This window comes from Glycomyces sp. NRRL B-16210, assembly GCF_000719515.1.
In the GTDB taxonomy this organism is placed as follows: Bacteria; Actinomycetota; Actinomycetes; order Mycobacteriales; family Micromonosporaceae; genus Glycomyces.
In genome coordinates this window covers 384,756-406,019 of the sequence record NZ_JOGR01000007.1, presented here as the reverse complement: position 1 = coordinate 406,019, position 21,264 = coordinate 384,756, and the positions used below count along the sequence as shown (strand labels likewise).

General features: G+C 71.4%; 22 protein-coding genes. 6 read left to right on the top strand and 16 right to left on the bottom strand.

The window, feature by feature from the left end:
- Positions 1-2 precede the first annotated feature (2 nt).
- Positions 3-968 carry a YafY family protein gene (locus IF12_RS0112400; RefSeq protein WP_030158558.1) on the bottom strand — a complete coding sequence of 322 codons (966 nt, stop codon included), beginning with the start codon at positions 966-968 and terminating at the stop codon, positions 3-5.
- Between the two features lie 109 nt (positions 969-1,077).
- On the opposite strand from IF12_RS0112400, the gene IF12_RS0112395 reads away from it, so the two are divergent.
- Together IF12_RS0112395 and IF12_RS0112390 are read left to right on the top strand one after the other, a co-directional pair.
- The gene (locus IF12_RS0112395) at positions 1,078-1,494 is read left to right on the top strand and encodes a VOC family protein (protein WP_030158557.1); all 417 of its coding nucleotides are present in this window, start codon (positions 1,078-1,080) and stop codon (positions 1,492-1,494) included.
- A 78-nt stretch (positions 1,495-1,572) separates the two neighbouring features.
- The gene (locus IF12_RS0112390) at positions 1,573-2,004 is read left to right on the top strand and encodes a DUF4259 domain-containing protein (RefSeq protein ID WP_081913530.1); all 432 of its coding nucleotides are present in this window, start codon (positions 1,573-1,575) and stop codon (positions 2,002-2,004) included.
- Between the two features lie 45 nt (positions 2,005-2,049).
- On the opposite strand, the gene IF12_RS0112385 is transcribed toward IF12_RS0112390, so the two are convergent.
- From IF12_RS0112385 to IF12_RS0112360, 6 genes are all read right to left on the bottom strand, one after another.
- Entirely contained in the window at positions 2,050-3,237 is a 1,188-nt protein-coding gene (locus tag IF12_RS0112385; protein WP_030158553.1) for an RtcB family protein, read from the bottom strand.
- 89 nt (positions 3,238-3,326) lie between these two features.
- Positions 3,327-4,241, bottom strand: coding sequence for an arginase family protein (locus tag IF12_RS0112380; protein WP_030158551.1), 915 nt, complete (start codon positions 4,239-4,241; stop codon positions 3,327-3,329).
- Positions 4,242-4,436: 195 nt separating this feature from the next.
- Positions 4,437-5,327, bottom strand: coding sequence for a tetratricopeptide repeat protein (locus IF12_RS0112375; RefSeq protein WP_030158550.1), 891 nt, complete (start codon positions 5,325-5,327; stop codon positions 4,437-4,439).
- 120 nt (positions 5,328-5,447) lie between these two features.
- Entirely contained in the window at positions 5,448-5,912 is a 465-nt protein-coding gene (rnhA, locus tag IF12_RS0112370) for a ribonuclease HI (RefSeq protein ID WP_030158547.1), read from the bottom strand.
- A gap of 10 nt (positions 5,913-5,922) precedes the next feature.
- Entirely contained in the window at positions 5,923-6,510 is a 588-nt protein-coding gene (locus IF12_RS0112365) for a TMEM165/GDT1 family protein (RefSeq protein WP_030158546.1), read from the bottom strand.
- 228 nt (positions 6,511-6,738) lie between these two features.
- Entirely contained in the window at positions 6,739-7,965 is a 1,227-nt protein-coding gene (locus IF12_RS0112360; RefSeq protein ID WP_030158543.1) for an MFS transporter, read from the bottom strand.
- Between the two features lie 154 nt (positions 7,966-8,119).
- Here IF12_RS0112360 and IF12_RS0112355 point away from each other — a divergent pair, with 154 nt between their 5' ends.
- Complete coding sequence (locus tag IF12_RS0112355) at positions 8,120-9,277, top strand: ROK family protein (RefSeq protein WP_133884360.1); 1,158 nt, start codon at positions 8,120-8,122, stop codon at positions 9,275-9,277.
- Positions 9,278-9,567: 290 nt separating this feature from the next.
- Here the strand turns inward: IF12_RS0112355 and araA are convergent, their stop codons facing one another.
- Genes araA through araB form a run of 3 tightly spaced genes read right to left on the bottom strand, consistent with a single transcriptional unit; the run spans position 9,568 to position 13,435 of the window.
- The gene (araA, locus tag IF12_RS0112350) at positions 9,568-11,079 is read right to left on the bottom strand and encodes an L-arabinose isomerase (RefSeq protein WP_030158539.1); all 1,512 of its coding nucleotides are present in this window, start codon (positions 11,077-11,079) and stop codon (positions 9,568-9,570) included.
- A gap of 5 nt (positions 11,080-11,084) precedes the next feature.
- Complete coding sequence (locus IF12_RS0112345) at positions 11,085-11,774, bottom strand: L-ribulose-5-phosphate 4-epimerase (protein WP_030158537.1); 690 nt, start codon at positions 11,772-11,774, stop codon at positions 11,085-11,087.
- On the bottom strand, positions 11,771-13,435 hold the full coding sequence (gene araB / locus IF12_RS0112340) for a ribulokinase (protein ID WP_030158535.1): 1,665 nt from the start codon (positions 13,433-13,435) through the stop codon (positions 11,771-11,773). The genes IF12_RS0112345 and araB overlap by 4 nt, the downstream gene beginning before the upstream one ends.
- Positions 13,436-13,729: 294 nt before the next feature.
- Here araB and IF12_RS0112335 point away from each other — a divergent pair, with 294 nt between their 5' ends.
- Entirely contained in the window at positions 13,730-14,575 is an 846-nt protein-coding gene (locus IF12_RS0112335; protein WP_030158533.1) for an SDR family oxidoreductase, read from the top strand.
- A gap of 139 nt (positions 14,576-14,714) precedes the next feature.
- Here the strand turns inward: IF12_RS0112335 and IF12_RS0112330 are convergent, their stop codons facing one another.
- The 4 genes from IF12_RS0112330 to IF12_RS0112315 all read right to left on the bottom strand — a co-directional run bounded on the left by IF12_RS0112330 (position 14,715) and on the right by IF12_RS0112315 (position 16,821).
- The gene (locus IF12_RS0112330) at positions 14,715-15,344 is read right to left on the bottom strand and encodes a hypothetical protein (RefSeq protein ID WP_030158531.1); all 630 of its coding nucleotides are present in this window, start codon (positions 15,342-15,344) and stop codon (positions 14,715-14,717) included.
- Positions 15,341-15,856: a phage holin family protein gene (locus IF12_RS0112325; RefSeq protein ID WP_051704302.1), complete on the bottom strand. Its 516-nt coding sequence runs from the start codon at positions 15,854-15,856 to the stop codon at positions 15,341-15,343. The genes IF12_RS0112330 and IF12_RS0112325 overlap by 4 nt, the downstream gene beginning before the upstream one ends.
- A 23-nt stretch (positions 15,857-15,879) precedes the next feature.
- Positions 15,880-16,209, bottom strand: coding sequence for a hypothetical protein (locus IF12_RS0112320; protein ID WP_030158527.1), 330 nt, complete (start codon positions 16,207-16,209; stop codon positions 15,880-15,882).
- 84 nt (positions 16,210-16,293) lie between these two features.
- Entirely contained in the window at positions 16,294-16,821 is a 528-nt protein-coding gene (locus tag IF12_RS0112315) for a DUF4383 domain-containing protein (protein ID WP_081913527.1), read from the bottom strand.
- Between the two features lie 216 nt (positions 16,822-17,037).
- On the opposite strand from IF12_RS0112315, the gene IF12_RS0112310 reads away from it, so the two are divergent.
- Together IF12_RS0112310 and IF12_RS0112305 are read left to right on the top strand one after the other, a co-directional pair.
- The gene (locus tag IF12_RS0112310; RefSeq protein ID WP_030158523.1) at positions 17,038-17,454 is read left to right on the top strand and encodes a CBS domain-containing protein; all 417 of its coding nucleotides are present in this window, start codon (positions 17,038-17,040) and stop codon (positions 17,452-17,454) included.
- A gap of 217 nt (positions 17,455-17,671) precedes the next feature.
- Positions 17,672-18,250 carry a hemerythrin domain-containing protein gene (locus IF12_RS0112305; protein WP_030158521.1) on the top strand — a complete coding sequence of 193 codons (579 nt, stop codon included), beginning with the start codon at positions 17,672-17,674 and terminating at the stop codon, positions 18,248-18,250.
- Between the two features lie 105 nt (positions 18,251-18,355).
- Here IF12_RS0112305 and IF12_RS0112300 read toward each other — a convergent pair whose 3' ends face one another.
- Positions 18,356-19,153 carry an RNA polymerase sigma factor SigF gene (locus tag IF12_RS0112300; protein WP_030158519.1) on the bottom strand — a complete coding sequence of 266 codons (798 nt, stop codon included), beginning with the start codon at positions 19,151-19,153 and terminating at the stop codon, positions 18,356-18,358.
- Between the two features lie 270 nt (positions 19,154-19,423).
- On the bottom strand, positions 19,424-21,175 hold the full coding sequence (locus IF12_RS0112295) for a methylmalonyl-CoA mutase (protein WP_030158517.1): 1,752 nt from the start codon (positions 21,173-21,175) through the stop codon (positions 19,424-19,426).
- Positions 21,176-21,264: the final 89 nt, after the last annotated feature.

The following is a 21,264-nucleotide window of genomic DNA, read 5'->3' as shown; positions in this document are numbered from 1 at the left end:
GCTCAAGCATCGGCCTGCGGTGAGTCCCGCCCGGCCCGGGCGAAACGGGCAGCGAGGCGGGTGAAGGCGGCGGCGAGCTGGGGAGGCCGCGCCTCCTCGACATCGGCGTCGAAACGGCCGATCGCGGCCGCCAGCGCGGGCCACGACCAGGAACCGAGCGCGATCCTGCACCGGCCCGAACCAAGATCCTCGACGAGCCCGTCCCCAGCGTAGGGAGCGATGTCCGCCGCAGGAGCGGCGAGCACCGCTTCGCCGCGGCAGGGCCACGCATTGACGCTGTCCGAGCCTTTGAACCTGGCGCTCACGAACGCGCGCACGTCGCCGCCGGGCAGGTCCCGTGGAGTGAAACGCGGTCCGTACGGCGTACGGAGTTCCATGCGGTCGACGCGGAAGATCCGCCAGTCGCCGCGCTCGGGGTCCCAGGCGACGAGGTACCAGCGTCCGAGACGCGTGACCAGGTGATGCGGTTGGGCCCTGCGTCGCTGTACGCCTTCCTTGCCGCTGTAGTCGAACCGGAGTTCCTCCCGGGACCGCACGGCCGCTCCGACGGCCGCGAGCAGCTCCGGGCGCACCGCCGGAGCGTCGGGCCCGTTGACGGCGGTGACCTGGAGCGCGTCCACGCGATGGCGCAGACGGGAGGGCAGGACCTGGCGCACGGTCGCCAAGGCCCGCGCCGCGGCCTCCTCGATGCCGGGCGCGGTGACGCTCTGGAGCGCGGCCGCGAGCGCGACCGCCTGGTCGTCGTCGAACAGCAGCGGCGGCAGCGCCGACCCGGCGTCGAGCCGGTAGCCGCCGTGCGGGCCCTTGAGCGCCCGGATGCGGTAGCCCATCTCCCGCAGGCGGTCGACGTCGCGGCGCACGGTGCGCACGTCCACGCCCATGCGCTCGGCGAGCTGCGGCCCCGGCCAGTCCCGAGGGGTCTGGAGGACCGACAGGAGCTTCAGCAGGCGCGACGAGGTCTCGGACATGGACGCGATCCTGCCACCAATAGCGGACGAGAACTGTCCTCTACCGGTGCCAGCCTCGTATGGAACCGGGCGGCACCGCCCGGCCGATGCGAACGAAGGAGCAGATTCCATGAGCGTGAACACCACTCCGCACCTGAACTTCCGCGGCGACGCCCGTGCGGCGCTGGAGTTCTACCGGTCCGCGTTCGGGGGCGACCTGGTCGTCACCACCTACGGGGACATGGGCGGCGCCGAGGACCCGGCCGAGGCCGACCTCGTCGTCTGGGGCCAGGTCGAGGCCCCCAGCGGGTTCCGGGTGATGGCCTACGACGTGCCCGCGTCGCGCCCGTGGAGCCAGGGTGAAGACCCGTTCTTCGTCTCGGTCCGCGGCGACGACCCCGAGGAGCTCACCGCGGTCTGGAAGCGCCTCGCCGAGGACGCGACCGTGATCCAGCCGCTCGGCCCGTCCGCATGGGCGGCGCTGTACGGCATGCTGAAGGACCGCTTCGGCATCACCTGGGTCCTGGACCTCCCGGCCCAGCACTGACGGAAACGCGGGCCTCCTGTCGAGGCGGGAGGCCCGCGTTGTCGCACTCGGTCCCTACGATCGGCGGAATACTCACCGATGGAAGAGGTACTTATGGGCGCTTGGGATTATGGGCCGTTCGACAACGACGGCGCTTGGGACTGCGTCGGCGCTCTGGCCGAGAACGATCCCGCAAAGGTCGCCGAGCAGTTGCGGGCCGCTATGGCCGAGGTGCTCGACAACGACGAGTACATCGAGAACCCCGAGGCGCAGGGTGCGGTGGCCGCGGCGGTCCTCATCGCGAACCGGCTCGGCGCACCGGCAGAGAACGAGCGGATCGCCGAGATCCTCGAGACCCGTGCCTTCGAGGCCACCGAGGAGCTGCGATCCCTGGCCCTGCGCACCCTCGACCGTCTTCGCGATCCCGAGATCAACGAATGGCACTACCTCTGGCTCGACGCGGGCTCGCTCGAGAAGGTCCTCGAACTGCTCGCTCCCTACCGCGAGGTCCTCGCGCGGCCGAAGGCTTGAGCCGCAACGCGTCCGGGCTGCACCGCGGTGCAGCCCGGACCGCGCTCAGCCCTTGACGCAGATGACCTGGCGCAGGCGGACGACGATCTCGACCAGGTCGGACTGGGCCGCCATGACCTCCTCGATGTCCTTGTACGCGCCCGGGATCTCGTCGATCACGCCGGGATCCTTGCGGCACTCGACGCCCTCGGTCTGCGCGATGAGGTCCTCCACGGTGAAGCGCTTGCGCGCGGCACTGCGGCTCATCTTGCGGCCCGCGCCGTGCGAGGCCGACTCGTAGGCCGCCCCGTTCCCGAGGCCGCGCACGATGAAGCTCGCCGCGCCCATCGAACCGGGGATGATCCCCATGTCCCCCAGCCCGGCGCGGATCGCGCCCTTCCGGGTGACCAGCAGCTCCTGGCCGTCGTGGGTCTCCTCGGCCACGTAGTTGTGGTGGACCGAGATCTCGGGGTCGAACCTGACCTTCGCGAAGCGCTTCTTGATCACCTGGCGCAGCAGCGCCATCATGACGGCGCGGTTGCGGCGGGCGTAGTCCTGCGCCCAGAACAGGTCCCGCCGGTACGCCTCCATCTGGGGCGTGTCGGCCACGAACACCGCGAGATCCCGATCGGGCAGGTCCGCGTTGTGCGGCAGGCCCTTCGCCTTCTCGATGTGGTGCTGCGCGAGCGCGTTGCCGACGTAGCGGGAACCGGAGTGCAGCATCATCCAGACCTGTCCATCATCAGATAGACACACTTCGATATAATGGTTGCCTCCGCCTAGGGTGCCGAGCTGCTTCATCGCCTTCGACTCGGACCGGCGGGCCACCGGCGGCGCCAGATCGTCGAAGCCCGACCAGAACTCGTGCCAGCCGTGCAGTCCGGTCTTGACGTGGCCCACGTCGACCGAGCTCTTGTGCATCGCCTGGCCGACCGGGATCGCCGCCTCGATCGCCGAACGCAGCCGCCCGAGGCCCTCGGGCAGGTCGTCGGCCGTCAACGAAGTGCGCTGCGCGGTCATGCCGCAGCCGATGTCGACGCCCACCGCGGCGGGCGAGACCGCCCTGCGCATCGCGATGACCGATCCGACCGTCGCGCCGATGCCGTAGTGGACGTCGGGCATCACGGCCACGCCGTGGACCCAGGGCAGCCCGGCGATGTTGTGGAGCTGCCCGCGCGCCTGCGGCTCGACGGCGTCGACGTCGCCCCACAGGCGGATCGGAGCCGTTTTACTCTGAAGATCGGTGAAGGACATGGAAGGGCTCCTCTCGTGGGGACATTGTGGACAACCGGCCGAGTTGCGTCGTCAATGTTCCTATGCGAGAGGGTGAATGATCAACGCATTTACTGGAGCGACTCGACAAGGAGGTCGGTGAGCGCCTTCGCGTAGGTGCCGTCGGGGTCGTAGTCGGGGTCGAAGACGGTGAGGTCCATGCCGACGCACCGGTCGTCGGCCGCGCAGGTCGTGATGATCTGGCTCAGCTCCCCGAGGGAGATCCCGCCCGGGGCCGGGCCGTCCACCGCCGGCATCACCGAGGGGTCGAGCACGTCCGCGTCCACGTGGAGCCAGAAGGTCGTCACGTCCCCCAGCGCCTCCAGCGCCCATTCGGCGCTGCGGCCCACGCCCCCCGACCGCAGTCCCGGCACCGTCCGCATCGCGATCCCGGTGGCCTCCAGCTCGACCCGGTGCGGGTCGTCGGCCCGCAGGCCGAGCATCACCAGATGATCGGTGTCCACATAGGGCCTGAGTCCGCCGATGTCGGTCAGGTCGGGCTGGCCGCGCCCGGTGGCGAGCGCCAGCTCCTCGGCGGCGGCCGCGCCGACGTACTGGGAGTTGCCCGGGTGGCGGAAGTCGGAGTGCGCGTCGATGTGGATCAGGCCGCGGCTCTTGCCGTCGCGTTCGGTCCGCCGCCGGGCGGCGAGGGCCGAGCCGAGCAGGATCGAGCAGTCCCCGCCGAGGACGAGCGGGAAGCGCCGCTCCTGCCAGAGCCGCTCGACGCGGTCGGCGAGGCGGCGGGTGTACTCGGCGATGGCCTTGGCCTGGCCGACGCCGTCGCCGGGCCGCCAGTCGGAGGCGTCGAAGCGCGGCGGGGTCAGGCAGCCGGCGTCGATGGCGTTGAGGCGCGCGATGAGCCGGTGGTCGCGCAGGGCGCCGGGGGCCTTGGCGCAGCCGGGGACGGTGTTGGGGGTCGGCGGGCGCAGGCCGAGGTTCGAGGGCGCGTCGAGGACCGCGACGCGTCTTGATCGAGTCGCGGGCAACACACACCTCCCCACCACGGAACCGGCTCAGCTAGCTTGTCACAGTGCACGGCCTCGGCACCAGGTCGAGCAAGCGAACTCACCGTCCGTCGCCGCGGCCCGGCGAACGTCCGCCTTCGGGCGCCGAACGGACGAACCTCCACGCCACCGCATGGCGTGGAGGTTCGGATGCGTTGCGCCCCTTGATGAATCTCGCTAGAAGAGCACCGAACCGAGCTTGCGGCGGGCCTTGGCGACGGCGGGGTCGTCAACGCCGGCGATGGTGAACAACTCGACCAGGCGCTTGCGCAGGCGCTCGCGGTCGTCGCCGAAGTTCTTGGCCACCAGAGCGATCAACCGGTCGTAGGCGGCCTCGGCCTGGTCCGACAGGAGCTGAAGGTCGGCCGCGGCGAGCGCGGCGTCGATGTCGTCGGGGTTGGCGTCGGCGAGGGCCACGGCGTTGTCGGGGAGGGCCCCGACGCGGCGCAGCATCCGCACCTGCGCGATCCCGGCCTCGGCCTCGCCGGACCCGGGGTGGTTCTTGAGGTATTTGTCGTACGCGGCCTCGGCGGCGTCGAGGTCGCCGTTGACCAGCAGGCCCTCGGCGGCGGCCAGCTCGGGGTCGGACGGCTGCGGCACGTCGAGCCCGGCGGCCTGCGTGACGCGGCCGAGCCACTGGCGCAGGCCCTGCTCGGTCTGCTGGCCCTGGAGCAGGTCGAGCGGCCGGCCCTGCGCGAGCGCGACGACGGCCGGCAGCGCCTGGAGCTGGAGCGCGGCGGCGAGCTGCTGGTTCTGGAGGACGTCGGCCCGGGCGAGGACCCAGGCGCCGTTCGCCTCGGCGGCGAGCCCTTGGAGGAGGTCGCGGACCTGGAGGCTCTCGGGCACCTGGTCGGCCCAGAACGCGACGACGACGAGCGTGTCGAGGGAGCGTTCGAGCACCTCGGTCTGGACGGTCGCGTCGGTGACGTCGATGGCGAGGACGCCCGCGCCGGCGGGTGGGCCGCCGTGCTGGTGCGCCTGCGCGGCCTGCTGCTGTTGCTGTGCGGCGGCGGCGAGGGTGCTGAGGTCGACGCCTCCGGAGAATCGTGACGGTACCTGGTCGCTCATGGTCGTGATTGTTCCATTCTCATCGTGGATCGCCGCCGCGGGCCGGGCGCGTTGTGGGCCGGGACCGGTCCCGGCCGCGGGTGCGCGGCCACGGTCGCCCGGGTGCGCGGCGGCGCGGTCTCAGCGGCGCCCGGCGGCCTCGTCGCGGCCCACGCAGGCGAGCTTGTCGGCGCGTTCGTTGCCCGGGTCGCCGGCGTGGCCCTTGACCCACCGCCAGTCGACCTCGTGGCGCGCGGCGGCCTCGTCGAGGCGCCGCCACAGGTCGGCGTTCTTGACCGGCTCCTTCTTGGAGTTGATCCAGCCGTTGCGCTTCCAGCCGCGCATCCAGGTCATGATGCCGTTGCGGACGTACGAGGAGTCGGTGTACAGCGTCACCGACATGGGGCGCTTGAGCGTCTCCAGGGCCTGGATGGCGGCCATGAGCTCCATGCGGTTGTTCGTGGTGGCCTTCTCCGAGCCGTACAGCTCCCGCTCGTGGTGGCCCCACTTGAAGTACACGCCCCAGCCGCCGGGCCCGGGGTTGCCCGAGCAGGCCCCGTCGGTGTAGATGACGGCGGTGTCCTGGTTCTCGTCCGGTTTCGGCATGCCCGCCAGCTTAGTCCGCGAGGGCGATCACGGCCTCGACCCCCAGGAGGACGCCGATGGCGAGGAACAGTCCGGAGGAGACGTAGCGGACGACCTTCTCGGGGATGCGCCTGGCGACCCACGCGCCGGCGAAGACCGCGAGGAGGTCGGCGGCGAGCATCCCGGCGGTGCCGCCGATCCACACGCCCCACGGGTTGTAGCTGGAGCCCATGCCCATGGCGATGATCATGGTCTTGTCACCGAACTCGGCGAGGAACATGGCGGGGACGATGGTGAGCAGGCCGTTGCGGCGCTCCTTGACGGCGTGCTCGTCGTCGTCCTCCTCCGCGCCGCCGCGCAGGCCCCAGAGGCCGAAGCCGATGAACATGGCCGCGGCGGCGAGGCGGATCCAGTCGGTGGGCAGGAGGTTGCCGACGGCGGCGCCGACGCCGACCGAGAGGCCGATGAGCGCGCCGATGGCGATGACGAGGCCGAGGATGACGGTGCGCAGCCGGTACCTGGTGGCGAAGGTGAGTGCCATGAGCTGGCTCTTGTCGCCGAGCTCGCCGACGAAGATCGCGCCGAAGGCGATCGCCGCCGCGACGAAGAAAACTTCCATGGGGTGGTCCTCCCAGTGTTCGGGCCGGGAGGAGGGCAGGTGCGACCTCGACCCGGCCGTACGGCCTTGGTCGAAGGTCTCGTTCGCCTCGGGACCGAGGCCGTGCGGCCGGGCTCGAAAGCCAGTATGTCGACCGCAGCGTTGGGAACTACTCCCCTTCTGCGCCGCCAAGCCTACGTGAGGGTCGGCCGGGGCCGCGAGGGGTCCGGGGCGTGACCCTGGCCGCGGTCACTCGACGAGGGCGGGCGTCTTCGGTTCGTCGGCGGGCCGTCGGAGGAGCGCGCGCATGACGCCGGGGCCCGAGAGCGCCATGAACGCGGCGAGGGCGGAGGGGATCAGGAGGGCGACCGTCAGGCTCGTGCCCTCGGCGAGGAACCCGATGGCGGCGGGGCCAACGAGCAGGCCCGCGGAGCCGGACATGGACATGAGGGCGACGTCGGAGGGGGAGCCGCCGGCCTCGCCGATGGCGCTGAAGACGACCGGGACCATGACGGCGATGCCGGTGCCGGCGAGGATCCAGCCGGCCCAGGCGAGCGGGAGGCCGCCGGTCGTGCCGCCGAGGTCGAACGCGGAGCCGAGGACGAGGGCGTATCCGGCGACGGCGAGGCCGCCGGCCCAGGCGAGGGTCGGGCCGGGGCCGAGCCTGGCGCGGATGGGGTCGCCGAGGAGGCGGAAGACGGTCATGGCGCAGGCGAACACGGTGAAGGACAGGGGCGCGAGGGCCTCGTCGGCGTGGAGGACGTTGGCGGCGTGGAGGTTCGCCCAGTCCATCGCCCCGGACTCGACGAGCGTGCCGCCCGCGCCGAGGAGGAACAGGGCGGCGAGGAGGACCGCGCCGATGCGGACGGCCTTCACGGGAGCCCCGTCGCCGGAGGTCGCTTGGCTCGGCGGTGGCAGCAGCGGGCGGGTGAAGAGCGCCATGAGGACGGTGGAGGCGACCGCGACGGCGACGAGGATGGCCTGGTTGCCGAACCCGAGGACGAGGAGCAGCGCGGTGGCGGCCCCGGCGGCGGCGCTGCCGAGGCTCCACAAGCCGTGGAACGCCGAGATGATCGGGCGGCCGTAGCGCTGCTCGAGTTCGACCGAGTGGGCGTTGATGCCGACCTCGATGAGGCCGACGCCGACGCCGTAGAGGACCACGCCGCCCAGGAGGGTCGCGTAGTTCGGCGCGAGCGCGGGGGCGAGGAGGGTCAGCTGCGTGGCGGGGCCGGTCCACAGGAGGAGGCGGCGGCTGCTGATCCGGTCGGCGACGCGCCCGGCGACGGCCATGGCCCCGAGGCCGACGAGCTGCACGAGCAGGAGCGCGGTCCCGAGGCGGGCTTCGCCGAGGTCGAGGCGCGCGTCGAGGCCGGGCAGCGCGGCGGCCCAGGCGCCCATGACGAAACCGGAGGTCGCGAAGGCGCCGTGGAGGCCGATGCGGGCGCGGCGCAGGGCGAGCGGGTCGGTGGAGTGCACAGTCGTTGCGGTCCTTGCGGTCTCGTACGGGATGCGGCAGGGCGGCGCACCATTTTTGTTCTCGATACGAACATAACAAGGCGCCATGCGAGGATGCAAGGATTTTGTTCATGCCGGACACATAAATTTTCCGCGGTGCTGCCATAATGCCCCCATGCCCCAGACGATGACCAGCGCCGACCTCCGGATCCGCAACCAGGTCCGGCTGCTGCGCGCCGTCCACGACGCGGCGGAGCCGTTCACCAGGGCCGAGGCGGCGCGGCTGCTCGGGATCGGCCGCAACACCGCGGCCGCGCTGGTCGGGGAACTGGAACGGGCGCGGCTGCTTCACGAGGTCCCGGCCGAGCCGAGCGGGCGCGGGCGGCCGACGACACTGCTGGTCCCCCATCCCGAGGGGCCCGTGGCGTTCGCCGTCGACTTCCGGGAGGACTCGTGGACGCTGGCGTCGGTCGAGCTGGGCGGGGCGGCGACCGAGCTGGAGACCGCCGAGCACGACCGGACGCCGGGGGTGTTCGCCGAGATCCGGGAGGCGGTCGCGCGGCACGGGACCGCGCGGGTGGCGCAGATCGGCTTCGCGACGCCGGGTCCGATCCGCGACGGCCACCGGCTGCACATCTCGCACCTGGGCTGGGACGAGGTGGAGCTGGACGGGCTGCTCGGCGAGGGATGGCCGCCGACGGTGATCGACAACGACGCGCGGCTGGCGGGCCTGGCCGAGTCGCGGCGGGGCGCGCTGCGGGGGGTCGGGACCGCGCTGCACTTTCACATCGACTTCGACATCGGCGGGACGCTGCTGCTGGGCGGGGACGCGCAGCGCGGGGCGCACCGGATCGCCGGGGAGTTCGGGCACATGCCGCTGACCGGGTCGGATCTGGAGTGCATGTGCGGGGTGCGGGGGTGCTGGAGCCTCGATGTGGGCGCGAACGCGCTGGTGCGGCGGTTCGGGGCGGAGCCCGGTTACGGCACGGGACGGGAGCTGGCGCGGGCAATCCTCCGCCGGGCCGAGGACGGGGACGCCGAGGCGGCTTCCGCTGTGAACGACAACGCGGCCGCACTCGGAAAAGGGTTGGGCGCGTTGGCGAACGCGCTGGACCCGGAGGCGATCAGCCTCTCGGGTCTGGGGGTGGATCTGATCCGGTTGCGCGGGGGACTGATCGAGGAGCACTGCCGCGAGGCCCTGATGGCCTTCCGGCGGGACGAACCGCCGCGGATCGTGCCCGGCACGGTCGGCGCGGCGGGCCCGCTCACCGGGGCCGCCGAAATCGCGTGGGACGCGATCCTCGACCCCGTTCGGGTGAAAAATCGGCTGTGAACGCCATTTGGGCCCGATTCTTGTCGGACCCCGGTGCCACGGTTGCGCCGGGCCCGCGTTCCCCTGGGAGGGTGGGGGTTTGGGATGGCCTTCCCTTCAGGTATCTCCACAGTAGGGCCATCCCTAACCCCCACCCACCCAGAGGGGACCGAAGTCTGCGGCGATCGTGTCATCCGGGTCCGACAGAAAACCCGCCTCCAGCCCCGCGCCCGCGGAAACTCCACTCGAAAGAGTGAAGGGCGGGCCCTGCCGGGCCCGCCCTCATGGTTCCGATGCGCAGTCGCGCCGCCCTAGATCCCGCCCTCGAGGTGGTGGTAGACCTGGTTCCAGCGCAGTTCCTGCTTGAACTCGCGCACGTTCGTGCCCTCGCCGATGGTCACCAGTTCGATCCCGGAGATCTCCGCGAAATCCTCCATCACCTCGCGCCCGAACGCCTGCGTGAACGAGGTGTGGTGCGGCCCGCCCGCGGTCAGCCAGGCCTCCGCAGAGGTCTGGAGGTCCGGGCGCGGCTCCCACACCGCGCGCGCCACCGGCAGGTTCGGCAGGTCCTGGTCCGGCACGACCGCATCGACCTCGTTGGCCACCAGGCGAAGCCGGGTGCCGAGGTCGAGCAGGCCGACCATGAGCGCCGGGCCGGGCGGCGCGGTGAACACCAGGCGCACCGGGTCCTCCTTGCCGCCGATCCCCAGCGGGTGGATCTCCGCCGTCGGCCTCTCGGCCGCGATCGACGGGCACACCTCCAGCATGTGCGCGCCCAGGATCTGCGGCGACTCCGCCCCGAGGTTGTACGTGTAGTCCTCCATGAAGGACGTGCCGCCCTCCAGGCCCGCGGCCATGACCTTCATGAGGCGCACCAGCACCGCGGTCTTCCAGTCGCCCTCGCCGCCGAAGCCGTAGCCCTCGGCCATGAGCCGCTGCACCGCGATGCCCGGCAACTGCTTCAGCGCCCCGAGGTCCTCGAACGTGTCAGTGAACGCCTTCGCGCCGTGCTCCTCCAGGATCGACCGCAGCCCCAGCTCGATGCGCGCCGCGTCGCGCAGCGACTCGTGCCGCGCGCCCCCGGCGCGCAGCTCCGCCGCCACGTCGTAAGCGGCCTCGTACTCGGCGACCAGCCCGTCGATCGCCTTGTCCTCGACCTGGGCGACCCGCTCGGCGAGTTCGTTCACGCCGTACGTGTTCACCTCGACGCCGAGGCGGATCTGCGCCTCGACCTTGTCCCCTTCGGTCACGCCGACATAGCGCATGTTGTCGCCGAAACGCACCAGCTTGAGGTTCTGGACCTCGTTCCAGCCCAGCGCGGCCCGCGCCCACGCGCCCACGCGCCCCTGGACCGCCTCGTCGGCCCAGTGGCCGACGACGGTCTTGCGGCGGTGGCGCAGCCGCGTGAGCATGTACCCGAACTCGCGGTCGCCGTGCGCGGCCTGGTTCAGGTTCATGAAGTCCATGTCGATGTCGGCCCACGGCAGGTCCCGGTTGTGCTGCGTGTGCAGGTGCAGCAAGGGCTTCTGGAGCACCCCGAGCCCGGCGATCCACATCTTCGAGGGCGAGAACGTGTGCATCCACGCGATCACGCCGATGCACGCCTCGGCCGCGTTGGCCTCCAGCAGGACCCGCTTGATCTCCTCCGGCGTGGTCAGCACCGGCTTCGCGACCACCTTGACCGGGATCGCCTCCGCGCCGTCGAGCCCGGCGACGATGTCGGCCGAGTTCCGCGCGACCTGCTCGATGGCCTCGGGTCCGTACAGGTGCTGGCTGCCGGTGACGAACCACAGTTCTTTCGCGTGCAGAGCCTTGGTTTCCATTGCTTTTACTGCTCCTCGGGAGACGGCTGCTGGCCGTAGACGTTCTGGTAGCGGTCGTAGAGCTTGTCGATGTGCTCCTGGGCGATCGGGACCGGCTCGCCCAGCTGCCGCGACAGGTGCACGGTGCGCGCCACGTCCTCGGCCATCACCGCGGCCTTGACCGCGGCCCGCGGGTCCTTCCCGATGGTGAACACGCCGTGGTTCCTCATGATCACCGCCGGGGAGCGGTGGCCCTCGAGGGTCTCCACGATGCCCCTGCCGATCGCGTCGGAGCCGATGAGCGCGAACGGCCCCAGCGGAATCTCCCCGCCGAACTCGTCGGCCATCGCCGTCAGCACGCACGGGATCGGCTCGCCCCGCGCCGCCCACGCCGTCGCATACGGGCTGTGCGTGTGGACCACCCCGCCGACCTCGGGCTTGCGCTGGTAGACCACGTTGTGGCTCTCCGCGTCCGAGGACGGCGCGAGGTCGCCGGCGAGGATCTTCCCCTCCAGGTCGGTCACGACCATCAGGTCCGGCGTGAGGTCGTCATAGGAGACGCCGCTGGGCTTGATGACGATCAGGTCCGTGCCGGGCACCCGGCCCGAGACGTTCCCGCTGGTCCAGGTGACCAGGCCCCAGCGGAGCAGTTCGGCGTGGAGCGCGCACACGCGCTCCTTCATCTCCTCGACGGCCGCCGTGGTCTGGAACGTCATCTCGTCGCCTCCGTCGCGATCCGGTGCAGGGTGTGGAGCGCGCGCGAGCCGCCGCGCCCGAAGTGGTCGTGCAGCTCCTCGTAGACGGCGTACAACTCGTCGTAGGCGTCGGCGCGCGCCTGGTCGGGGACGTAGGCGTCGCGCTCGACCTTGCCCATCGCCTCCGAGGCCGCGTAGATGTCGGGGTAGGCGCCCGCGGCGACCGCCGCGTGGATCGCCGAGCCGAGCGCCGGGCCCTGCTCGGAGGTGAGCACCGTGATCGGCATCCGCAGCACGTCCGCGTAGGTCTGCATGAGCCACTTGTTCTTCAGCAGCCCGCCGGCCGCGACGAACTCCTCGATCGGCACGCCCGACTTCGTGAGCGTCTCCACGATCACGCGGGTGCCGAACGCGGTCGCCTCGACCAGCGCCCGGTAGATCTCCTCGGGCCGCGTCTGGAGTCCCAGGCCGAAGACGGCGCCGTGCAGGTCGTGGTCGACCAGGACCGAGCGGTTCCCCGAGTGCCAGTCGAGCGCGACCAGGCCGTGCTCCCCGACCGCCTGCTGCGAGGCGAGCTCGGTCAGGTGCTCGTGGATCGAGATCCCGCGCCGCTCGGCCTCCTCGGTGTAGGAACCGGGGACGCCGTTCTTGGTGAACCAAGCGAAGATGTCGCCGACGCCGGACTGGCCGGCCTCGTAGCCCCACAGGCCGGGGGTGATCCCGTCGCGGACCACGCCGCACATGCCCGGGGCCTCGGTCAGGTTCTCGCCGTTGACGACATGGCAGGTGCTCGTGCCCATGATGGCGACGAGCCTGCCGGGCCCGACGGCCTTCGCGGAGGCGGCGGTGACATGCGCGTCCACGTTGCCGACGGCGACCACGGTGCCCTCGTTCAGGCCCGTCCACGCCGCAGCCTGCGCGGTGACGCCGCCGGCCTTGCCGCCGAGGGGCGACAGCGGGTGCTCCATCTTCGCATTGAAGTCGGCGAAACCGGGGTTCAACGCGGCCAGGTACTCGCGGGAGGGGCGCTCGCCGTCCTGGTAGATGCCCTTGTAACCGGCGGTGCAGACGTTGCGGGTCTCCTCGCCGCACAGCTGCCAGATGATCCAGTCGGCCGCCTCGATCCAGCGTTCGGCCCGGTCGTAGACCTCCGGGTCCTCCTCGAGGAGCTGGAGGGCCTTGGCGTAGGCCCACTCCGAGGAGATCTTGCCGCCGTAGCGCGGCAGCCACGACTCGCCGCGCTCGGCGGCCAGCGCGTTGATGCGGTCGGCCTGGCCTTGGGCGGCGTGGTGCTTCCACAGCTTCGGCCACGCGTGCGGGCGGTCCCGGAGGTCGTCGAGTTCGCACAGCGGGGTGCCGTCGGCGGTGGTCGGGAGGATGGTGCAGGCGGTGAAGTCGGTGGCGATGCCGATCACGCGGTCGGGGGCGACGCCGGCGGCGGCGAGCGCCGCGGGGACGGCGTTGCGGAGCACGTCGACCCAGTCCTGGGGCGACTGGAGCGCCCAGCTGCGCGGCAGGCGGACGCCGGAGCCCGGGAGTGCCTCCTCGATGGCGCCGTGGGCGTAGACGTGCTCGGCGCTGGCGAGTTCGCGTCCGTCGGCTACCGAGGCGACGACGACGCGGCCCGAGAGGGTGCCGAAGTCGATCCCGATAGCAACGGCACCGTTGTCGCTGCCAGTCATTGCGGCCTCCTTGGGGTGCTCGTTCATCAAAAAGTGACCGCTCACATGCAGTCGGTCCACCGCGGCGAGACGGCGTGGGGCCACAGGTGGATCACCCACAACTTAACGCATTCACACGTCCGGCACCACTTGCGGTCAGGCGCGGTCCGAGGCGAATCGGACACCGCGCGCCGATCCGGCCCGGGGAGCCGCCTCGAGTGTGACCGACGTCCCGCCGCTTGGCGGGCGCGGGCGCGGGTACCCGAGCGTCGGAGCCGGCCGAGACGCGGCCGGCGTCGGGGGAAGGACGAAGCGATGGGGAAACCGGGACAGCAGCAGGAGCCGCCGGGGTACACCGATCAGATGCGGCCGCGGCCGCAGGACGCCATGGAGGGTTATGAGGGCCGCGGCCTGCTCAAGGACCGCCGCGCGCTCATCACCGGCGGCGACTCCGGGATCGGGCGGGCCGTGGCGGTCGCGTTCGCGAAGGAGGGCGCGGATGTGGCGATCGCCTACCTGGAGGAGCACAAGGACGCCGAGCGCACTGCCGAGCTGGTCGAGGCCGAGCACCGCCAGTGCACGCTGCTGCCGGGCGACCTGGCCGACCGCGAGCACTGCCGGCAGGTGGTCGAGCGGACCGTCGAGTCCCTCGGCGGCCTCGATCTGCTGGTCAACAACATCGCCACGCAGACGCCGGTCGACCGGCCCGAGGACATCACCGACGAGCAGTGGGAGCACACGTTCAACGTGAACATGCACAGCTTCCACCGGGTGACGCGGGCGGCGCTCGCGCACTTGGGCGAGGGGGACGCGATCGTCAACTGCGCTTCGGTGAACGGCCTGCGCGGGAACAAGACGCTCATCGACTACTCGGCGACGAAGGGCGCGATCATCGCCTGGACGTACTCGATGGCGCAGGCGCTCGCGCCGCGCGGCATCCGCGTCAACTGCGTCGCGCCGGGGCCGGTGTGGACGCCGCTGATCCCCTCGACGCTGCCGGAGGACCATGTGGAGGGCTTCGGCGACCGCGTGCCGCTGGGCAGGCCCGCCGAGCCGGACGAGCTGGCGCCCTCGTTCGTGTTCCTGGCCGCGAACCGGATGTCCTCGTTCATCACCGGGGAGGTCGTGGCCGCTCTCGGCGGCGAGACGATGCCGGGCTGAGCGAATTACGCGGGTGCGCCCCGGCCCTCCGGCCGGGGCGCACCCGCGTGTCATCGGTGTTCACGGTCGTCGAGTGCGGTGCCGTCTTCGGGCGTGGGCGAACCGGCGGGCCGCGGCCCGCCGGTTCGCGTCCGAGGCGTCAGTGACGCGTCAGGCGTCGCATCACCTTCCGGCGCTCGGACCGTACGGCGTCGGCCGCCGAACCGAAGGCGTCCTTCGCCGAGTTCAGGCGCTTGCGCGCGGCCTTGCGGCGGCGACGGCTGGCCTTGAGCGCGTCCTTGGCGACGCGCCTGGCGTTGCCGCTCGCCGAATCGCGCACCGCCACGATCCTCCCGCTCGACTTGCGGTGGGCGCGGGCGAGGCTCACGCCCACGACCGCGGCCGTCGCCATCCCGGCGGCCGCGAACGCGACCGTGAGCGGGTGGCGGCGCACCGGGGCGAACGGGCCGTACTCGCGCAGGTCGTCGAGGCCGATGCCCAATCGCTCGCGCAGTTCCACCACCGAGTCGTTGACGCGCTCGCGGGTCGCCTCGACCTCGTGCTCGAGTTCGGCCCGGGTGCGGTGCTCGTCGTCCTTGTGATCGGGGCCGTCACCGGTCTGGTGTCGGTCCGCGGCGTCGTGCTCCGCCCATTCGCTCTGGCGCATCAGCTGCTCCTCCTCTTCGGGGCGCTGGGCCTCCGGCTGGTAGGCCAGGCCCACCGCCGGCGGCGGCGAGAGACCGACGCCGGGCGGGATCGCCGCGCTCGGCGGCACCGTCCATCCGCTCATCGGTCGCTCCTCCCGCGCAGCGCCCGCATGTCCTCGCGGGCGTGCTCCATCGTCTCCTCGGGGACCGGCGGCATCGCGCCGCGCAGCTTGGCGCGGCCGATCATCGCGACGATCCCGGCCAGCGCCAAGAGCGCCGCGCCGGTGACGATCGCGGCCAGCCAGGCGGGCCACACGAGTGCGAGTGCGATGCCCGCGGCGAGCGCCAAGGCGGCGCCGCCGTAGACGGCGATCACGCCGGACAGTGCGATCATGCCGCCGCCGGCGGCGCCGCGCTTGGCCTTGTCGACGACCTCGCGGGCGGCCAGTTCGGCCTCCGCGCGTGCCAGGTGCGCGACCTGGGATGTCAGGTCGCCGACGATCTGCCCGACGGACCGGTCCTGTTCGTCCCAGTCGCGTCGGCGGTCCCCGCGCTCGCGGCCGCGTGCGCCGGAGTCCTCGGGGGGTCGGTCGCGGTGCTGCTCACGTTCGGCCTCGCGGATCGCGCGGGCCTCGGGGTCGTGGCGAACCTCCATGTCCTCACCTCTCTCCGCCGGGCTCACTTGCGCTGGAGGGCGCGTTCGAGCTCGGCTTTGTTCATCTTGGATCGGCCCTGGACGTTCTTGCGGCGGGCCTCTTCGTAGAGCTGTGCCTTCGTGCGGCCCTTCGGGCCGGTGTGCGAGCGTTTCCCGCCTCGTCTGTAGGCGGAGGTGTCCTCGGTCGAGGTGCGGCTCGCCGTTCGGGTCTTGCCGGCCTGGGCGCGCTGCTTGTTGACGGTGCGGGCGGCGATCTCCTTGGCCCGTGCGGGCTTGGTGCCGCGCTCTTTCGCCTCGTCGCGTATGTGCTCGTACTGGCGTTCTTCCTTGCCGGTCCATTCCTGCCTTGGCATGGCCGTCTCACCTCCGCGGTGTCGGTTTCGGCCAGGTCCGATGTGTTTCGGGGTTCCCCGCCGGGCGCTGGGGAAACCTCGCGGTCAGCGGGCGGCGCCCCGGTTGGTCTCGCCGAAGTCGCCCTCGCCTCGCGCTTCGCTCTCCTCGGGGAGGCTGCGGTGCAGCAGCAGGCCGAAGGCGATCATGAGCGCACCCAGGCCCAGGTGCAGTGTGGCGACGGCCCAGTCGGCCGGGAGCCAGTTGCCGGCGCCGGCGGCCGTGGCGATGAAGCCGTAGAGCCCCAGGAGCGCGGCGGCGAGTCCGCCCGCGAGGAGGTAGCGGCGCGAGCCGGCGACGGTCCAGGAGGTGAACAGGCCCAGCATGCCCAGGGCGAGGTGGACGAGGTTGCTCAGGACGGAGATGTGGAAGAGGCCGAACAGTTCGGCCCCCGAGCCGGTCCCGGCGAACTCGATCGCGGTGAAGTCGGTGGTGAACAGCGGGATGAAGCCGAGGACGCCGAGGAGGAGGAAGACCCAGCCGATCGCTCCCGCGCCTTCCTGGACGGCGGTGGTGCGCCGTCTGCGAGCCTCCCACCAGTGGTGCCCGGTGCTGGACGTGGCGTGCGTGTTCATGGGGTTCCCCTCGCGCTCGTGCGGGGCGCGCCGCCGCGTCCGCCCATGGGCGCTCGGGTGCGTCGGCGTGCCGCGGTCGGTGGTCCGGCCCGCGGTGCACGGGTACCCGGTCGGCGGGCGGCGACACCGGCGGATCGGTCCCGGGGGCATGAGCGCGGTCGGGGCGGGTACCCGGGGTGGATCGGAGAGGAGAGCACGATGAAAGAGATGAACCGCATGGCCACGGCGCGCGACCTCATGCACCCGGGGTGCACGTGCGTCAAGAGCGACGGCACGGTCGCGGAGGCGGCCCGCCTCATGGCGGAGCTGGACGTGGGCGCGCTGCCGATCTGCGGCGCCGAGGACGACAAGATCAAGGGCGTGGTCACCGACCGCGACATCGTCGTGCGGGTCGTCGCCGTCGGGCGCGACCCGGAGACGTTCACCGTCGACCGGCTTCCGCAGGGCCGGCTGATCCTCGCGGACGCGAACGAGGACGCCGACATCACGATCGCGAAGATGAAGGAGCACCAGGTGCACCGGGTTCCGGTCATCGACGAGGGCCGCCTGGTGGGCATCATCGCTCTGGCGGACATCGCGCAGCGGATGCCGGAGTCGGTCACGGGCGAACTGGTCGACGCGATATCGGCGTAGCGGCGCGTTTCCGCGGCAGTGCCCCGGCGGCCCGAGCGGTTCGCCGGGGCAGTGTCCTGTCACGGCACTGTCGGGAAGGGCGCTGTCGTGAGGAGACAGCGGCCGGGGGCGCTGTCCTGGGGAGTCTCCCCTGTTGCGCGGGTTCATGACCGGTTTCGGTGGCGCGGGCCCCGGGTATGCCCTTGACTGAAGCGCAACCGATCAACATGGAGGATCGATGACGCACACCGAACCTGAGACCGAACCGGACACCGACCTGGTCGCGGTCGTCCTCGCGGACCACCGCCGGTTCGAGGCCGCCTTCGCGGAGGTGGAGCGCGGCACCGGGCGCATCGAGGACCGCAAGGACCTCGTCGACCACGTCATCGCCGAGATCGTCCGCCATGAAGCCGCCAAGGAGCAGTTCCTGTACCCGGCCGTCCGCTCCCATCTGCCCGACGGCGACGCGATCGCCGACCGGGCCCTGGAATCGCACGCCGCGGCCGAGCTGGTCATGAAGGAGCTCGAAGGGCTCCCCGCCACCGACCCCCGCTTCGAAGGGCTGGTCGCGCTCATGATCGAGGACGTGCGCCGCCACCTCGCCGAGGAGGAGGCCGTGCTCCTGCCGCGGCTGCGGGCGTCCTGCGACGACGAGCACCTCCAGGACCTCGGCTTCCGGGTGATGGCCGCCAAGGAGTTCGCGCCGACCAGGCCGCACCCGCACACGCCGGACCGCCCGCCCGCGAACCTCATCCTCGGGCCCGGCGTCGGCTTCATCGACAAGATCCGCGACACCCTCGCCCACCGCGAGGTCTGAGGCCCCGAAACACCGTAGGGCGCGAAGACACGAGGCGGCGGGCCTGTCGGCCCGCCGCCTCGCCGTGGTGCCCCGCCACGGTGTGTCTCCACTCAGCGTGTTCCCCTAGTGGACTGGCTGTTCCAGACCGTCGCGCAGTTCCTCCAAGGTGCGGTGGAGGAGCCGGGAGACGTGCATCTGCGAGATGCCGACCTCCTCGGCGATCTGGGTCTGCGTCATGTCGCCGTAGTAGCGCAGCGCCAGGATGCGGCGCTCGCGCGGCGGCAGTTCCTGGAGGAGCGGCGCCAGCGACTCGTGGTTGTCCACGAGTTCGAGGGCGGTGTCCTCCTCGCCGACCGATTCGGCCAGCGTCGAGCGCTCGCCGTCGGCGTAGGGCTGCTCGTCCAGCGAGACGGCCCGGTACGCCTGGCGCGCCTCCTGGCCCTCGTGGACAGCCTCCTCGGTGATGTCGAGGTGCTGGGCCATCTCCGCGTCGGTCGGGGGCCTCCCGAGCCGCTGCGAGAGTTCGCCGCCGGCCTGGTTCAACGCGATCCGAAGCTCCTGGAGCCGACGCGGGACCCGCATCGGCCAGCTCGTGTCGCGGAAGTGGCGGCGCACCTCGCCCATGACGGTCGGGACCGCGTAGGAGAGGAACTCCGTCCCGTGCTCGGGATCGAAGCGGTCCACCGCGTGGATGAGGCCCACCGAGGCGACCTGCACGAGGTCGTCCTTCGCGATGCCCTTGCCCGAGAATCGCTGCGCGATGTGCTCGGCCAGTGGCAGGTGGCCCGTGACGAGGCGGTCGCGGACTTCCGCTCGGCGCGGGTCCCCCTCGTCGAGCAGGGCCATTTCTCGAAACAGCGGCGCAAGGTACGCGTACTCGCTGGAGCTCCGTCGCTCGCCTGATGATCGTTTGTCTGCCATGCGATCGCCCTCCTGTCCTAGGGACATCGGTTCGAAGCATGTCGCCTGTTGAGGCTCCTGACGCTTCTGATTGTAAGGCAGTTCGGGTGTCAGGGCAATGATGAAAAGGTGGAATCCGGAGTTACCTGTTGAAATCTGTGTGTACCGGACAGTTTTATGAGAACCATTCATCCGGTTAACCCTGGGTACCCGGACGGTCCGTCATGCAAACCTCCTTTCACTGAGAAGATCACAGAACACCGCTCGGCGGCGGCGTTGCGGCGGGATCTGTCAGAAGGCCGTGTTCTCACGGTAGTCCCCCCACTCCTGCCGCAGCGCGCCGCAGATCTCCCCCAGGGTCGCCTCGGCCCGGGCCGCCGCCAGGATCGGCTCGATCATGTTCGCCGTTCCCTTTGCGGCGGCGACGATCTCGGCCAGCGCCCGTTCGACCGCCCCGTTGTCGCGCCCGGCCCGGCGCCGGGTGAGCGCGGCGTTCTGGCCCTGCTCGACCTCGCCGGAGATCCGCAGGATCTCCAGGTCGGGCGTGACGGTCTCGTGGAGGTTGGTGACGCCGACGATGTTCTTGGTGCCGTCTTCGAGCTGCTGCTGGTAGGTGAAGGCGGCCTCGGCGATCTGGGCGTTGAACCAGCCGTCCTCGATGCCGCGCAGGATGCCGGAGGTGACCGGTCCGATCGGGTGGCGGGGCGTCTCGGCGTCGGCGTCGGCGCGCATGGCCCGGCGGGCGACCTCGGCGGGGTCCTCGCCGGTCTCGTTGCCGAGGGCGAGGATCTGGAGGAACAGCTGCTCGGCCTCGGCTTCGATCTTGTCGGTGAGGGCCTCGACGTACCAGGAGCCGCCGAGCGGGTCGGCGACGTTGACGACGCCGGTCTCGTCGCGCAGGACCGCCTGGGTGCGCAGGGCGATCTCGGCTGACTGGTCGGTGGGGAGGGCGAGGGTCTCGTCGAGGGCGTTGGTGTGCAGGGAGTTCGTGCCGCCCATGATGGCGGCGAGCGCCTCGACGGCGGTGCGCACGACGTTGTTGTAGGGCTGCTGGGCGGTCAGGGAGACCCCGGCGGTCTGGGTGTGGAAGCGCAGCCACTGGGCCCGTTCGGTTGTGGATCCGTAGACCTCGCGCAGCCAGCGGGCCCAGATGCGGCGGGCGGCGCGGAACTTCGCGATCTCCTCGAAGAAGTCGATGTGGGCGTCGAAGAAGAACGAGAGCCCGGGGGCGAAGTGGTCGACGTCGAGGCCGCGCGAGAGGCCGAGTTCCACATAGGAGAAGCCGTCGGCGAGGGTGAACGCGAGCTCCTGCGCGGCGGTCGATCCGGCCTCGCGGATGTGGTAGCCGGAGACCGACAGCGGCTTGTAGCGCGGAATGTGCTCGGCGCAGTAGGCCATGAGGTCGCCGATGAGGCGCAGGTGCGGCTCGGGCGGGAACAGCCACTCCTTCTGGGCGATGTACTCCTTGTGGATGTCGGTCTGGAGGGTGCCGTCCAGGCGCGAGATGTCCACGCCCTGGCGTTCGGCCGCGGCCAGGTACATGCAGAAGATGGGGATGGCGGGCCCGGAGATCGTCATGGAGGTGGTGACGGCGGCGAGGTCGATGCCGTCGAAGAGGCGGTCCATGTCGTCGGTGGAGTCGACGGCGACGCCGCAGTGCCCGACCTCGCCGAGGGACTCGGGCTCGTCGGAGTCGCGGCCCATGAGGGTGGGCATGTCGAAGGCGACGGAGAGCCCGCCGCCGCCGGCGCCCAGGAGCATCTTGTAGCGGGCGTTGGTCTGCTCGGCGTTGCCGAAGCCGGAGAACTGGCGGATGGTCCAGGCGCGTCCGCGGTAGCCGGTCGGGTAGAGGCCGCGGGTGAAGGGGTACTCGCCGGGCCAGCCGATCCGCTCCATGCGCGGGTCGGCGACGCCTTCGGGCGGGCCGTAGACCGGGTCGGTCTCCAGACCCGAGAGGGTCGTGAAGTCCGCCTCGCGCTTGGCGGCGGCCGCATAGCGCTTCTCCCAGCGCTCGCGGCCTTCGGCGATCGACTCAGCGTCCACGGTGACACCTCACTTTTGGCGAAGCTGCGGCGAGCCTCGGTCGGGCTCAAGGCCCATAGTACTGAACGATCGTTCAGGTGCACAGGAAC